This window comes from Pseudomonas sp. P106(2024) (genome assembly GCF_057480815.1).
Genome location: NZ_JBLIYU010000006.1, coordinates 206,217 through 220,452, shown reverse-complemented (window position 1 = coordinate 220,452; position 14,236 = coordinate 206,217). Strand labels below are relative to the sequence as shown.

Below are 14,236 nucleotides of genomic sequence, written 5' to 3'. Positions count from 1 at the left end.
CGCTAGCGATTTAAGAAGAGGCGGCAGCATTGTCTACGGGTAATTTGGATTTCGAACAGTTCCGGGTCTTCCTGGAGAAAGCCTGTGGCATCCTGCTGGGCGAGAATAAGCAGTACCTGGTCTCCAGCCGTCTCAACAAGCTGATGGAGCAACAGGGCATCAAGTCGCTGGGCGAATTGGTGCAGCGCATCCAGACCCAGCCACGCAGTGGTTTGCGCGAGCAGGTGGTCGATGCCATGACCACCAACGAGACGCTGTGGTTTCGCGACACCTACCCGTTCGAAGTGCTCAAGAGCAAGGTGATCCCGGAGTTCATCAAGAACAATCCGGGCCAGCGCCTGCGCATCTGGTCGGCGGCCTGTTCGTCGGGGCAGGAGCCGTATTCGATCTCGATGTCGATCGACGAGTTCGAGCGCACCAACCTCGGCCAGTTGAAGATGGGCGCGCAGATTGTTGCCACCGACCTGTCCGGCGCCATGCTCAACAACTGCAAGACTGGCGAGTACGACAGCCTGGCCATTGCCCGTGGCCTGTCACAGGAGCGCCTGCAGCGCTACTTCGACCCCAAGGGGCCGGGGCGCTGGGCGGTCAAGCCGCCGATCCGCAGTCGCGTCGAGTTCCGTTCGTACAACCTGCTCGACAGCTATGCGCCGCTGGGCAAATTCGACATCGTGTTCTGCCGCAACGTGCTGATCTACTTCTCGGCTCAGGTCAAGAAGGACATCCTCATGCGCATTCACAGCACGCTCAAGCCTGGTGGCTACCTGTTCCTTGGCGCGTCCGAGGCGCTCAACGGGTTGCCGGACCACTATCAGATGGTCCAGTGCAGTCCAGGGATCATTTACCAGGCCAAGTAAGGTCGGGCAAAAAAGGCTGGTGTCTTGCGACACCGGCCTTTTTTGTTCCTGTTGTCAGGGCGTGGTCTTGAGTTTGAGGTTGCCGGTCGGCGGGGGATAGCCCTTGACGTCAATTTTTTGTTTTGCCGCTTTTGCCGCCTGGCAATTGCCGCTTGATGCGCGCAAAGCGGAAGCGCCTTGCCGCTTTTCTGGCAGCGCCATCGCCTATTTGATCGGCTGGCCCCCTATTTACGAGGGTTTTGATGGTTGGCACAGCCCTTGCTAAAGCCTAAGCCAACGAAACTCTGGCCAACCTCCGAAGGTTTCCCCGATATGAGCATCAGCTTCGACAAAGCGCTCGGCATCCACGAAAAGGCGCTGGGCTTTCGCGCCCAGCGTGCCGAGGTGCTGGCCAACAACATCGCCAACGCCGACACGCCCAACTACAAGGCGCGTGACATGGACTTCTCTTCGGTGCTCGCCGCCGAGGCCGACAAACAGCAGAACGGACGTATCGCCCTGGACCGCACCAACAGCCGTCACATCGAGGCCGAAGGACTGGCGATGATGGACGACACGTTGCAGTACCGCACCCCGATGCAGCCGTCGATCGACCAGAACACCGTGGATGCGCAGATCGAGCAATCGAACTACACCGAAAACGCCGTTGGCTTCCAGGCCAGCTTCACCCTGCTCAACAGTAAATTCAAAGGGCTGGTATCGGCCCTGCGTGGAGAGTGACCATGTCCCTTGCCAGTGTCTTCAACATCGCCGGTAGCGGCATGAGCGCGCAGAATACGCGCCTTAACACCGTCGCTTCGAACATCGCCAACGCCGAGACGGTGTCCTCGAGCATCGACCAGACCTACCGCGCTCGTCATCCGGTGTTCGCCACCACCTTCCAGCAGGCTCAGGGCGGCGCGGGCCAGTCGCTGTTCGAGGATCAGGGCGAGGCGGGGCAGGGCGTTCAGGTCAAGGGCATCATCGAGGACCAGAGCAACCTCGAGGCCCGCTACGAGCCGAACCACCCGGCGGCGAACAAGGACGGCTACGTCTACTACCCGAACGTCAACGTGGTCGAGGAGATGGCCGACATGATCTCCGCCAGTCGCGCGTTCCAGACCAACGCCGAACTGATGAACACCGCCAAGAACATGATGCAGAAAGTGCTGACCCTGGGTCAGTAAGCAGGGAGCCGTAATGACTACCACCAATACCGATACCAAGGTCGGCAGCGGCTATCTGGATTCGCTGCAGAAGCCTGCCAACAAGAGCAACACCGGGCAGGCCGGCAGCGCGCTGGGCAAGGATGCGTTCCTGCAGTTGCTGGTGACGCAGATGAAGAACCAGAACCCGCTGGATCCCCAGGACAACGGCGAATTCGTCGCGCAGTTGGCCCAGTTCAGCAGCCTCGAGGGCATCCAGTCGCTGAAGGAGTCGGTCGACGGCATCCTCACCGGCATTGGTTCGTCCCAGGCGCTGCAGGCCACTTCGCTGGTCGGTCGCTCGGTGATCGTGGCGAGCGACAAGGCGGTGGTCGACACCACCAAGAGCTTCAATGGCCAGGTCGTGGTGTCGTCGAACATCACCGAGGGCAAGGTCAGCATCAAGGACAAGGATGGCAACGTGGTCAAGACCATCGACCTGGGGGCGCGCAAGGCCGGTACCGCCGACTTCATCTGGGACGGCAAGAACGAGAAGGGCGAGGCGGTCGAGCCGGGCACCTATACCTTCAGTGCCGAGACCAAGGTCGACGGCAAGGCCAAGACGCTGGCCACGCTGCTGCCGGCCAAGGTCAACAGTGTCAGCTTCCAGAACGGCAGCGAGATGATGCTCGACCTGGCCGGTATCGGCAAAGTCGGCATCTCCAAAGTAACCACCATCGGAATCTAACGCCGCAGCATCGGCACAAGGAGCGAGTAAATGTCTTTCAATATCGGCCTTAGCGGTCTCTACGCGGCGAACAAGGCTCTGAACGTTACCGGCAACAACATTGCCAACGTCGCCACCACCGGTTTCAAATCGTCGCGCGCCGAGTTCGGCGACCAGTATTCGCAGTCCATCCGTGGCACCGCCGGCGGCAAGACCCAGGTGGGCAGCGGCGTGAAGACCATGGCGGTCTCGCAGATGTTCAACCCGGGCAACATCAATGGCACCGGCCAGGCGCTGGACATGGCCATCGACGGCAACGGCTTCTTTGCCCTGAATGACAACGGCTCGCGGATTTACACCCGCTCCGGCGCCTTCTACAGCGACAAGGAAGGCTACGTGGTCAACGCCAACGGCGCCAACCTGCAGGGTTATCCGGTGGATGAAAACGGCAAGGTCATCCAGGGGTCGCTGACCAACCTGAAGATCGATACCTCGAACCTGTCGCCGAAGCCGACAGGTCGCATTTCCGAAACGGTCAACCTGAACTCCAGCGACGCAGCGCCGACAGTTGCGCCGTTCGATCCGACCAATGTCAAAAGCTACAACTACACCTTCAATACCCCGGTCTACGACAGCCAGGGCAACGAACACCAGATGAACCAGTATTTCGTCAAGGATGCCGGTACCAACTCCTGGACCATGTACACCACCATCGATGGTCGCAATCCGGCCGACCCCACCTTGTCCACTCCGCTGGTCAACAAGCTGCCGTTCACCTCGGCAGGCAAGCTGGATACCGCCGCAATGGCTGCCGGGCCGGTCGCAGGTGGCTTGACCGTCGCTGCCGACAAGACCTTCCAGCTGGCCAACTGGGTGCCGGCCGAGAAGAACGCCGCAGGCGCCTGGGTAGGCAATGGTGCCACCGCACGCACCGGTGGTGTGACCCTGGACATGCTGGCCACCACTCAGTACAACGCGGCCTCGGCCACCACTGCCAAGGACCAGGATGGCTATGCCACCGGTGAGCTCGCCGGCCTGACCGTGGATCAGAGCGGCAACCTGTTCGCCAACTTCACCAACGGCCAGAACAAGGTCATCGGTCAGGTGGTGATCGCCAACTTCGCCAACCTGCAGGGGCTGACCCCGGTCGGCGCCACCGCCTGGAAAGAGTCCTACGCTTCGGGCGTGCCGATCATCGGCGAGCCGGACACCGGTACCCTGGGTCGTATCGCGGGCAGTTCCCTGGAAGACTCCAACGTCGACCTGACCGGCGAGTTGGTCAACCTGATCAAGGCGCAGAGCAACTACCAGGCCAACGCCAAGACCATTTCCACCGAAAGCACCATCATGCAGACCATCATCCAGATGACCTGATGATCGTGGCGTGAAAAAGCCCCTGCTTGCGGGGGCTTTTTCACGTCTGGCACAGAGGAGGGCATAGCCATGAAGAAACTGTCGATGCTCGTGGCGGTGACGGGCGCACTGTTGATCGCGCTCTCGCTGCGCGCCGCGCCGGCGCCCTGGTATCAGTGGCAAAGCCTGGCGACCGGGCGCTACATGTGCTCGGCCACCGATCCGGGCGAGGGCTGGAAGCGTCATTCCGGGCCCTACAACAATGGCGCGTGTCGGAACAACTGACGGGGTGTTGCCGCCTGCGGCAAACATTCGCCGACAAACTGACGCTTTTTGTCTTGGCGTGGCCCTGAATGCCCCGTACTCAAAGGGTTGCGTCAGCTTGGTTCGATATTTGCTTTACCCTTGCCAACGATAGCGCGGCGAGGTTCGCGTAGAGGAGATGCTGTGGACAAGATGCTTTACGTGGCCATGACCGGCGCCAGCCAGAACGCGCTGGCGCAGAAGGCCCATGCCAACAACCTGGCGAACGTTTCCACCAACGGCTTCCAGCGTGACCTGGAGCAGGCGCGTTCGATGCCGGTGTTCGGCGACAGCTTTCCGGCACGCGCCTTCGCCATGACCGAGCGCCCGGCCACCGATTTCAGCGAGGGTGCGCTGGTCGAGACCGGTCGGGAGCTGGATGTGGCGGTTGCCGGCAAGGGTTTCATCGCCGTGCAGGCACCAGACGGTAGCGAAGCCTACGTGCGCACCGGCAGCCTGAACATCGACGCCCTGGGCGTGCTGCGTGCTGGCAACGGCATGCCGGTGATCGGCAATGGCGGTCCCATCGCCATTCCGCCGGAGCAGAAGGTCGAGGTCGGCGACGACGGCACCATCAGCATCCGCGCCATGGGCGAGGATCCGCGGGTGATGGCCGAGGTCGACCGGATCAAGCTGGTCAATCCGGATATCAAGGGGCTTACCAAGGGCCTGGACGGCATGATCCACACCACCAGTGGCCAGCCGGCTGACGCCGATGTCAACGTGCGGGTGGTCTCGGGTTTCCTGGAGTCGAGCAACGTCAATGCCGTCGAGGAAATGACCTCGGTGCTGGCGCTGTCCCGTCAGTTCGAACTGCACGTCAAGATGATGAACGCGGCCAAGGAAGGCGATGAAGCCATGGCTCGGGTTTTGCAAATCGGCTAATTACATTTGAACGGGTGCCGTAAAACAGGCGCACGAGGAGAACATTAAATGCTTCCGGCTCTTTGGGTCGCTAAAACCGGCCTGTCCGCCCAGGACACCAACCTCGCGGTCATCTCCAACAACTTGGCCAACGTCTCGACCACCGGCTTCAAGCGTGATCGTGCCGAGTTCCAGGACCTGCTCTACCAGATCAAGCGCCAGCCTGGCGCGCAGTCCACCCAGGACAGCGAGCTGCCTTCGGGCCTGCAGGTCGGTACCGGTGTGCGCATCGTCGGCACCCAGAAGAGCTTCAATGCCGGCAGCCTGCAGACCACTGAAAACCCGCTGGACATGGCGGTCAACGGTCGCGGTTTCTTCCAGATCCTGCAGCCCGACGGCACCGTGTCGTACACGCGCGACGGTACCTTCCACCTGAACTCCGACGGCCAGATCGTCACCGCCAACGGCTTTGCCCTGGAGCCGGCCATCGTCGTGCCGCCAGACGCGCAGACGTTCACCGTCGGCAAGGACGGCACCGTGTCGATCACCACCGTCGGCAACCCGGCCGCGCAGGTCATCGGCAACATCCAGACCGCCGACTTCATCAACCCGGCCGGTCTGCAGGCGATCGGTGGCAACCTGTTCCTGGAGACCGCTGCCAGCGGCGCGCCGCAGGTCGGCACCCCAGGCCTGAACGGCTTCGGCACCACCGAGCAGCAGACCCTGGAAGCGTCCAACGTCAGCACCGTCGAAGAGCTGGTGAACATGATCACCACCCAGCGCGCCTACGAGATGAACTCCAAGGTCATCTCCGCCGCCGACAAGATGCTGTCGTTCGTCACCCAGCAGCTGTAACCCCTGGCGGCCCGCCGGGTGCGGGCCGCTGACCATTCGCTCGCTGTTGCAGCGCCTGTTTTGCCTAGAGGTAAGCGTCATGAAACGTCTGTTGTCCGTGTTCGCCCTGGGGGGGGCGGTATCGTTGGCCGGTTGCGTCGCGCCGACGCCCAAGCCCAACGATCCGTACTACGCGCCGGTCCTGCCGCGCACCCCGTTGCCGGCAGCGGCCAACAACGGCTCGATCTACCAGGCCGGTTTCGAGCAGGGCCTGTATACCGATCGCAAGGCGTTTCGGGTCGGTGACATCATCACCATCACCCTCAACGAGCGCACCTCGGCGAGCAAGAACGCAGGTTCCCAGATCCAGAAGAACAGCAAGGCCAACCTCGGTCTGACCTCGCTGTTCGGTACCGTGCCGAACACCAACAACCCGTTGGGCAGTGGCGACCTCACCCTGGAGGCCGGCTACAGCGGTGACCGTTCCACCAAAGGTGACAGCAAGGCCACCCAGGGCAACACCCTGACCGGCTCGATCACCGTCACCGTGGCCGAGGTGCTGCCCAACGGCATTATCGCCGTGCGTGGCGAGAAGTGGATGACCCTGAACACCGGCGAAGAGCTGGTGCGCATTGCTGGCCTGGTGCGTGCCGACGACATCGCCACCGACAACACCGTGCCGTCCACCCGCGTGGCCGACGCGCGCATCACCTATTCGGGCACCGGCTCGTTTGCCGATGCCAGCCAGCCCGGTTGGCTGGACCGCTTCTTCATCAGCCCGCTCTGGCCTTTCTGAGTACGGATGACCATGTTCAACGCTAGGCGGTTGATTGCCGCGACACTACTTCTGTCCTGTGCGTTCGGCGCCCACGCCGAGCGCTTGAAGGATATCGCCAGCATTTCCGGCGTGCGGGCCAACCAGCTGATCGGCTACGGCCTGGTGGTGGGCCTCAACGGTACCGGTGACCAGACCACCCAGACCCCGTTCACCCTGCAGACCTTCAACAACATGCTGTCGCAGTTCGGCATCAAGGTGCCGCCAGGATCGGGCAACGTGCAGTTGAAAAACGTTGCCGCGGTGTCGGTGCATGCCGACCTGCCGGCCTTCGCCAAGCCGGGCCAGGTGATCGACATCACGGTGTCATCGATCGGCAACTCCAAGAGCCTGCGCGGCGGCAGCCTGTTGATGACGCCGCTCAAGGGTATCGACGGCAACGTCTACGCCATCGCCCAGGGCAACCTGGTGGTCGGTGGATTCGACGCCGAAGGCCGTGATGGCTCGAAGATCACCGTCAACGTCCCGTCGGCCGGTCGTATTCCCGGTGGCGCGTCGGTCGAGCGCGCGGTGCCAAGTGGCTTCAACCAGGGCAACAGTCTCACCCTGAACCTCAATCGCCCGGACTTCACCACCGCCAAGCGCATCGTCGACAAGGTCAACGAGCTGCTTGGCCCGGGCGTGGCCCAGGCCGTCGATGGTGGTTCGGTGCGGGTCACCGCGCCGATGGACCCGAGCCAGCGAGTGGACTACCTGTCCATTCTCGAGAACCTGGAGATCGATCCGGGGCAGGCTGTGGCCAAGGTCATCATCAACTCGCGCACCGGTACCATCGTCATCGGCCAGAACGTCAAGGTCTCGCCGGCGGCGGTGACCCACGGCAGCCTGACCGTGACCATCACCGAAGACCCGATCGTCAGCCAGCCGGGGCCGTTCTCCAACGGCCAGACCGCCGTGGTGCCACGCTCGCGGGTCAATGCCGAGCAGGAAGCCAAGCCGATGTTCAAGTTCGGCCCGGGCACCACGCTGGATGAGATCGTCCGCGCGGTGAACCAGGTCGGCGCTGCGCCGAGCGACCTGATGGCGATCCTCGAAGCCCTGAAGCAGGCCGGTGCGTTGCAAGCCGACCTGATCGTGATCTGAGGACGCCAGGGATGAATCCGAAAAGCCTGATCTCCGGCGCGTCCGACAGTGGGGCCTTCACCGACCTCAATCGGTTGAGTTCGCTCAAAGCTGGCGATCGCGACAGCGAGGGCAACATCCGCAAGGTGGCCCAGGAATTCGAGTCGTTGTTCGTCAGCGAGATGCTCAAGGCGTCGCGCAAGGCCACCGATGTGATGGCCGACGAAGACAGCCCGATGAACAGCGACACGGTCAAGCAGTACCGTGACATGTATGACCAGCAACTGGCGGTGAGCATGTCCCGCCAGGGTGGCGGCATTGGCCTGCAGGATGTGCTGGTGCGTCAGCTGAGCAAGCAGAAGCACAGCGTGAACTCCAGCCCATTCCCGCGCACCGACGGTGCCGCTCCGGTGCTCTGGGGCAGTCGCGTGGCCGCGCCGGTGCACGGCGAGCAGCCCGCTGCCGGGCGCAACGACGTCGCTGCCCTCAATTCGCGGCGCCTGGCCTTGCCGGGCAAGCTGACCGACCGATTGCTGGCTGGGATCGTGCCGTCCGCCGCCAGTGCCGGCGCCGCGGGCAGCGACACGGCCCTGCCCAGTCGCAGTGGCCCCACGCTCGCCGGCGTCGCCCGGGGCGACTGGCAACCGGCGCAGGCGTTCGCCGCGCCGCGCGAGGGTGTGCGCATTCTGGGCCGGGCCGTGGCCCAGCCGCCGCTGGCGCCGAGCAAGGCGTTCAGCGACAGCGATGCCTTCGTCGCCACCATGCTGCCGATGGCCGAGCAGGCGGCCAAGCGCATCGGTATCGACCCGCGCTACCTGGTGGCCCAGGCTGCGCTGGAAACTGGTTGGGGCAAGTCGGTCATGCGCAATCCTGACGGCAGTAGCAGCCACAACCTGTTCGGCATCAAGGCCACCGGTAACTGGCAGGGTGGCGAGGCACGGGCGATCACCAGCGAGTTCCGTGGTGGGCAGTTCGTCAAGGAGACGGCGGCGTTCCGTTCCTACGACTCCTACCAGGACAGCTTCCACGATCTGGTCAGCCTGTTGCAGAACAACAACCGCTATAAAGATGCCGTCGGCGCCGCCGATAACCCGGAACAGTTTGCAAGAGAGCTGCAGAAGGCTGGCTACGCGACCGATCCGGACTACGCCCGCAAGATCATCAGCATTGCCCGGCAGCTGCGGCCAACCCAGGAATACGCCATGGCCGGCACTAACACGAATCTATAAGGATTGAAGCATGTCTCTGATCTCGATCGGGCTTTCCGGCCTGAATGCCAGCCAGACCGCGCTGTCCATCACCGGTAACAACATCGCCAACGCGGCCGTCTCGGGTTACTCGCGTCAGCAGACCATCCAGACCACGGGGCCGTCGCACAATATCGGCACGGGCTTCGTCGGCACTGGTACCACGTTGTCGGATGTGCGTCGTATCTACAACGCCTACCTGGACAACCAGCTGCAGACCTCCACCTCGTTGAATACCGATGCGGCGGCGTTCCAGGATCAGATCACCGGCATCGACAAGCTGCTGGCCGAAAGCGACACCGGTATCAGCTCGGTGCTGACCGCGTTCTTCTCGGCCCTGCAGACCGCCTCGGCCAAGCCCAGCGACGTCGCCTCGCGCCAGCTGCTGCTGACCCAGGCGCAGACCCTGAGCAACCGCTTCAATGCCATCTCCAGCCAGATGAGCAAGCAGAACGACAGCATCAACAGCCAGCTGGACACCCTGTCGGGCCAGGTCAATAAGCTGACCTCGAGCATCGCCGATCTCAACAAGCAGATCACCCAGCTGTCGGCCTCCGGCGCCTCGCCGAACAACCTGCTCGACGCCCGCAGCGAAGCGGTTCGCCAGCTCAACGAACTGGTCGGCGTCACCGTGCAGGAGCGTGACGGCAACTACGACGTGTACCTGGGCAACGGCCAGTCGCTGGTCACCGGCAACCGCGCCAACACCCTGACCGCCGTGCCGAGCGCCGCGGACCAGAGCCAGTACAGCCTGCAGATCAACTACCCGACCTTCTCCTCGGATGTCACCTCGGTGGTCACCGGCGGGCAGATCGGTGGCTTGCTGCGCTACCGCAACGACGTGCTCACCCCGTCGATGAACGAGCTGGGACGTGTCGCCCTGGTGGTGGCCGACAGCATCAACAGCCAGCTGGGGCAGGGCCTGGATGCCAACGCGCAGTTCGGCAGCGCGCTGTTCTCCAGCATCAACAGCGCCCTGGCGATCAGCCAGCGCAGCTTGGCCTCCGCGAACAACAGCGCAGGCTCCGGCAACCTGGATGTGACCATCGCCAACAGCGGCGCGCTCACCACCTACGACTACGAGGTCAAGTTCACCGGCCCGAACCAGTACAGCGTGCGCCGTTCCGACGGCACCGACATGGGCAACTTCGACCTGACCACCACGCCGCCGCCGGTGATCGACGGCTTCACCTTGAAACTGAACGGTGGCGGCCTGGCCGCTGGCGACACCTTCAAGGTGAGCCCGACCCGTTCGGCGGCAGGCTCCATCAATACCGTGCTCACCGATGCCAACAAGCTCGCCTTCGCCGGGCCGATCAATGGCGTTGTGGGTAGTGGCAATACCGGCTCCGGCACCATCACCCAGCCAAACCTGGGAGCCAAGCTGGATATCTATGGTGGCGCCGACACTGCGCTGATCCAGGATTCGATCAAGCATTCCATGCCGGTACGCATGGTGTTCCAGGCCGCCAGCGGAGGTACGCAGGGCTACACCCTGTACGACTCCAAGGGTAACTCCATCGGCACAGGCACCATCGTGCCTGGTCAGGACAACAAGCTGACCATCAATGTGCCGATGCGCGATGCCAGCGGTGCGCCGATCCTCGATGGTAGCGGCAACCCGCGGACCTTCAGCGTCGAGACCACCGTCGGCGGCAGCCCGGCGACCAACGACAGCTTTACCTTTGGCTTCAATGCCGACGGCAAGTCCGACAACCGCAACGCCCAGGCGCTGCTGGGATTGCAGACCAAATCCACCGTCGGCGTGACCTCCGGCGGCGGCTCCAGCTTCACCTCGGCCTACGCCTCGCTGGTCGAGCGGGTCGGAGCCAAGGCCAACCAGGCCAAAATCGATACCGTTGCGACCAAGGCCGTGCTCGATGCGGCCAAGGAAAGCCGCAACGGGGTTTCCGGTGTCAACCTGGACGATGAGGCAGCCAACCTGATCAAGTTCCAGCACTACTACACCGCGTCGTCGCAGATCATCAAGGCGGCGCAGGAAACCTTCAGCATCCTGATCAACGCATTGTAAGGAGTAGCCATCGTGCGTATTTCCACCGCTCAGTTCTATGAGTCGAGCGCCAGTAGCTACACCAAGAACTTCGCTGACCTGATGAAGAGCAAGACGCAGATCGACAGCGGCGTGCGCATCCAGACTGCCGCCGACGATCCGGTCGGCGCCGCGCGCCTGCTCCTGCTGCAACAGCAGCAAGCGCTGCTCAAGCAATACGACGGCAACATGACCACGGTGAACAACTCGCTGCTGCAGGAAGAGAGCGTGCTGAGCACCATCAACGATGCCATGCAGCGTGCCAGCGATCTGGCCCTGCGTGCCGGTGGCGCTGGCGTGACCGATGCCGACCGGGTCTCCATCAGCAGCGAGCTCAAGGAGATCGAGGCCAACATCTTCGGCCTGCTCAATTCGCGCGATGCCAACGGCGACTACATGTTCGGTGGCACCAAGACCTCGTCGCCACCCTATGTGCGCAATGCCGATGGCACCTACAGCTACCAGGGCGACCAGACCCAGCTGAGCCTGCAGGTGTCCGACACCCTGAGCCTGGCGACCAACGACACCGGCTTCAGCATCTTCGATTCGGCCAAGAACAAGAGCCGTACCCAGTCCACCCTGGTGACGCCGCCGGTCGATGACGGCAAGGTCGCGCTCTCGCCGGGCCTGCTGACCTCGAACAACACCTACAACAGCAGCTTCACCGCTGGCCAGCCGTACAAGATCACCTTCACCAGCGCCACCCAGTACACGGTGACCGATGCTCTGGGTAACGACATCACTGCCGAGACGCCCACCAATGGCACCTTCGACAGTAAGGCCGAGGGTGGCAATCGTATCGCGCTGCGCGGCGTCGAGTTCGAGATCACCGCCTCGCTGAAAGAAGGCGATGATGCCAATGCCGTCTTCGCCGGCCGTGAGTTCAGCGTGCAGGCCCGCCCCGATACGCTCACGACCGTGCGTGGTGCCGGCAACCCGTCCAGTGCGCAGGTCACCAGCGGCGCCGTGACCGACCCGGCCGCCTACAGCAGCACCTTCCCAAGTGATGGGGCGGTGATCAAGTTCACCGGTACCAACACCTACGAGTTCTATGCCCAGCCTTTGACTGCGGACAGCAAGCCCGTTGCCAGCGGTACCTTCACCGCGCCGTCGCTGACGGTGGCCGGCGTCACCTACCAGGTATCCGGTACGCCGCAGACGGGTGACCAGTTCGCGGTCAATGCCAACAACCACCAGAACCAGAGCGTGCTGGAGACCATCAGCCAGCTGCGTGCGGCGTTGGATGCGCCGCCAGGCACCTCGGGCGACAATACCGCCATCAAGAACGCCGTAGCCTCGGCTGTGGCCAACCTGGCCAGTGCCCGCGAGCAGGTCGATATCACCCGCGGCTCGATCGGTGCCCGTGGCAACTCGCTCGATATCCAGCGCCAGGAAAACACCAGCCTGAGCACGGCCAACAAGGTCACCCAGGATGCCATCGGCAACACCGACATGGCCGACGCCTCGATCATGCTGACTCTGCAGCAGGCCATGCTCGAAGCTTCCCAGCTGGCCTTCTCGCGTATTTCGCAACTGAGCCTGTTCAACAAGCTCTGATCGCGATCCGCCTCAGGAAAGCCCTGGCCAGCGCCATGCTGCCGGGGCTTTTTCGTGTCTGGCGCGCGGTGGTGGCAGGGGTTTGGCGATAATTGACTGTGACTAATGAGTCAAATCGTGCATCTTCCCTGTATTCTATGCGGCAGTTGCTGCAGCATTTTGTTACCGGTGCGCAGAGGGCAGGCCTGATGTCGGCCTGTCCAGGGCGCATTGCCCTTGACGCCGGTAGTCGGCGCCCTCAATTCATCGAGTGGCGGTCTTTGGCTGTTTTCATTGGGAAGCCAGAATGATTGGCATCAAAAGCATCGCGAGTTACGTGCCCACCGCTGGCCTGGACAACTACGTCCAGGGTGCGAAGTTCGGCAAGGACGAAGAGTTCATGTTCGGCAAGATCGGCGCTTCCTTCCTGCCGCGCAAGGCTGAGGAGCAGGAAACGTCCGATCTGTGCGTGGAGGCGGCCCGGGCGTTGTTCGCCAACAACCCCGAGCTCGATCCGCAGTCGATCGATGTACTGATCGTGGTCACCCAGAACGGTGACGAAGAAGGCCTGCCGCACACCGCGGCGATCGTCCAGAACAAGCTGGGCCTGTCGACCCGCGTGGCGGCCTTCGACGTGTCGCTGGGCTGCTCGGGTTATGTCTATGGCCTGTACGCCATCAAGGGCTTCATGCAGGCGGCGGGGTTGAAAAACGGCCTGCTGATCACTGCCGACCCGTATTCGAAGATCGTCGATCCGGAAGACCGCAACACCACCATGCTGTTCGGTGACGCCGCCACGGCCACCTGGATGGGCGAGAACGCTGTCTGGCAGCTGGGCGAGGCGCGTTTCGGCACCGATGGCTCGGGTGCCGAGCACCTCAAAGTCAGCGATGGCACCTTCTTCATGAACGGTCGCCAGGTGTTCAACTTCGCCCTGGTCAAGGTGCCGGCGCACCTGCATGAGCTGCTGGCGGCCAGCGGTTTGCAGTCTTCGGACATCGATGCGTTCTGCATTCACCAGGGCAGCGCGGCGATCGTCGATGCCGTGGCGCGGCGCTTCGAGGAGCAGCATCCGGAGAAGTTCGTCAAGGACATGCTCGAGACTGGCAACACCGTGTCCTCCAGCGTGCCGCTGCTGCTGCAGAAGCACATGTTCGACAGTAGCTGGAGGCGCGTGGCCATCAGCGGCTTTGGCGTGGGCCTGTCGTGGGGTTCGGCGATTCTCTATCGCGGCTGATTCGCGAAGGCCTCGAAAATAACGCCTGGCGTGCCCCGCCAGGCGTTTTTTTATGCGTGGAAGATCGCCCTGTAGGAGCGTGCTTGCCCCGTGAGGGGCTGCAAAGCAGCCCCTGATCGGCAACCGCCAAATCAATAACCCCCTGATTTCATGGGGGTGGCGGGGTGATGGCATTTTTTTTTCGAAAATGCCCTCAAGCAACCCACG

15 protein-coding genes are annotated in these 14,236 nt (G+C 62.8%); 14 read left to right on the top strand and 1 reads right to left on the bottom strand.

Annotation, left to right across the window (positions count from 1 at the left end; all coding sequences use genetic code 11):
* Positions 1-29: 29 nt before the first annotated feature.
* Complete coding sequence (gene cheR / locus AC25M7_RS12790) at positions 30-857, top strand: protein-glutamate O-methyltransferase CheR (protein WP_028691042.1); 828 nt, start codon at positions 30-32, stop codon at positions 855-857.
* A 54-nt stretch (positions 858-911) separates the two neighbouring features.
* On the opposite strand, the gene AC25M7_RS12785 is transcribed toward cheR, so the two are convergent.
* On the bottom strand, positions 912-1,058 hold the full coding sequence (locus AC25M7_RS12785) for a hypothetical protein (RefSeq protein WP_155952689.1): 147 nt from the start codon (positions 1,056-1,058) through the stop codon (positions 912-914).
* Positions 1,059-1,169: 111 nt separating this feature from the next.
* Here AC25M7_RS12785 and flgB point away from each other — a divergent pair, with 111 nt between their 5' ends.
* The 13 genes from flgB to AC25M7_RS12720 all read left to right on the top strand — a co-directional run bounded on the left by flgB (position 1,170) and on the right by AC25M7_RS12720 (position 14,029).
* Positions 1,170-1,577, top strand: coding sequence for a flagellar basal body rod protein FlgB (flgB, locus tag AC25M7_RS12780; protein ID WP_028691041.1), 408 nt, complete (start codon positions 1,170-1,172; stop codon positions 1,575-1,577).
* 2 nt (positions 1,578-1,579) lie between these two features.
* Positions 1,580-2,023 (top strand): flagellar basal body rod protein FlgC, encoded by a 444-nt coding sequence (flgC, locus tag AC25M7_RS12775; RefSeq protein ID WP_023629792.1) that lies wholly within the window; start codon positions 1,580-1,582, stop codon positions 2,021-2,023.
* A 13-nt stretch (positions 2,024-2,036) separates the two neighbouring features.
* Positions 2,037-2,729, top strand: coding sequence for a flagellar hook assembly protein FlgD (flgD, locus tag AC25M7_RS12770; RefSeq protein WP_486971121.1), 693 nt, complete (start codon positions 2,037-2,039; stop codon positions 2,727-2,729).
* Between the two features lie 30 nt (positions 2,730-2,759).
* Positions 2,760-4,082 (top strand): flagellar hook protein FlgE, encoded by a 1,323-nt coding sequence (gene flgE, locus AC25M7_RS12765; RefSeq protein ID WP_062360680.1) that lies wholly within the window; start codon positions 2,760-2,762, stop codon positions 4,080-4,082.
* A gap of 69 nt (positions 4,083-4,151) precedes the next feature.
* A complete protein-coding gene (locus tag AC25M7_RS12760) occupies positions 4,152-4,346 on the top strand; it encodes a hypothetical protein (RefSeq protein ID WP_028691037.1) in 195 nt (64 codons plus the stop codon).
* Between the two features lie 162 nt (positions 4,347-4,508).
* Positions 4,509-5,249 carry a flagellar basal body rod protein FlgF gene (locus AC25M7_RS12755; protein WP_028691036.1) on the top strand — a complete coding sequence of 247 codons (741 nt, stop codon included), beginning with the start codon at positions 4,509-4,511 and terminating at the stop codon, positions 5,247-5,249.
* A gap of 48 nt (positions 5,250-5,297) precedes the next feature.
* Positions 5,298-6,083: a flagellar basal-body rod protein FlgG gene (gene flgG / locus AC25M7_RS12750; RefSeq protein ID WP_028691035.1), complete on the top strand. Its 786-nt coding sequence runs from the start codon at positions 5,298-5,300 to the stop codon at positions 6,081-6,083.
* Between the two features lie 79 nt (positions 6,084-6,162).
* Positions 6,163-6,858, top strand: a complete 696-nt coding sequence (gene flgH / locus AC25M7_RS12745; RefSeq protein WP_028691034.1) for a flagellar basal body L-ring protein FlgH — start codon at positions 6,163-6,165, stop codon at positions 6,856-6,858.
* Positions 6,859-6,870: 12 nt separating this feature from the next.
* Positions 6,871-7,980 (top strand): flagellar basal body P-ring protein FlgI, encoded by a 1,110-nt coding sequence (locus AC25M7_RS12740; RefSeq protein ID WP_028691033.1) that lies wholly within the window; start codon positions 6,871-6,873, stop codon positions 7,978-7,980.
* Between the two features lie 11 nt (positions 7,981-7,991).
* The gene (gene flgJ, locus AC25M7_RS12735) at positions 7,992-9,188 is read left to right on the top strand and encodes a flagellar assembly peptidoglycan hydrolase FlgJ (RefSeq protein WP_028691032.1); all 1,197 of its coding nucleotides are present in this window, start codon (positions 7,992-7,994) and stop codon (positions 9,186-9,188) included.
* Between the two features lie 10 nt (positions 9,189-9,198).
* Entirely contained in the window at positions 9,199-11,238 is a 2,040-nt protein-coding gene (flgK, locus tag AC25M7_RS12730) for a flagellar hook-associated protein FlgK (protein ID WP_486971120.1), read from the top strand.
* Between the two features lie 12 nt (positions 11,239-11,250).
* Entirely contained in the window at positions 11,251-12,813 is a 1,563-nt protein-coding gene (locus AC25M7_RS12725) for a flagellar hook-associated protein 3 (protein WP_486971119.1), read from the top strand.
* Between the two features lie 286 nt (positions 12,814-13,099).
* The gene (locus AC25M7_RS12720) at positions 13,100-14,029 is read left to right on the top strand and encodes a ketoacyl-ACP synthase III (protein WP_486971118.1); all 930 of its coding nucleotides are present in this window, start codon (positions 13,100-13,102) and stop codon (positions 14,027-14,029) included.
* Positions 14,030-14,236 lie beyond the last annotated feature (207 nt).

Coding starts and splice junctions, on each gene's coding strand:
- flgJ (WP_028691032.1), top strand. CDS start 7,992: ATGAATCCGAAAAGCCTGATCTCCGGCGCGTCCGACAGTGGGGCCTTC.
- AC25M7_RS12785 (WP_155952689.1), bottom strand. CDS start 1,058: ATGGCGCTGCCAGAAAAGCGGCAAGGCGCTTCCGCTTTGCGCGCATCA.
- flgK (WP_486971120.1), top strand. CDS start 9,199: ATGTCTCTGATCTCGATCGGGCTTTCCGGCCTGAATGCCAGCCAGACC.
- flgH (WP_028691034.1), top strand. CDS start 6,163: ATGAAACGTCTGTTGTCCGTGTTCGCCCTGGGGGGGGCGGTATCGTTG.
- flgE (WP_062360680.1), top strand. CDS start 2,760: ATGTCTTTCAATATCGGCCTTAGCGGTCTCTACGCGGCGAACAAGGCT.
- flgB (WP_028691041.1), top strand. CDS start 1,170: ATGAGCATCAGCTTCGACAAAGCGCTCGGCATCCACGAAAAGGCGCTG.
- AC25M7_RS12760 (WP_028691037.1), top strand. CDS start 4,152: ATGAAGAAACTGTCGATGCTCGTGGCGGTGACGGGCGCACTGTTGATC.
- flgC (WP_023629792.1), top strand. CDS start 1,580: ATGTCCCTTGCCAGTGTCTTCAACATCGCCGGTAGCGGCATGAGCGCG.
- flgD (WP_486971121.1), top strand. CDS start 2,037: ATGACTACCACCAATACCGATACCAAGGTCGGCAGCGGCTATCTGGAT.
- flgG (WP_028691035.1), top strand. CDS start 5,298: ATGCTTCCGGCTCTTTGGGTCGCTAAAACCGGCCTGTCCGCCCAGGAC.
- AC25M7_RS12720 (WP_486971118.1), top strand. CDS start 13,100: ATGATTGGCATCAAAAGCATCGCGAGTTACGTGCCCACCGCTGGCCTG.
- AC25M7_RS12740 (WP_028691033.1), top strand. CDS start 6,871: ATGTTCAACGCTAGGCGGTTGATTGCCGCGACACTACTTCTGTCCTGT.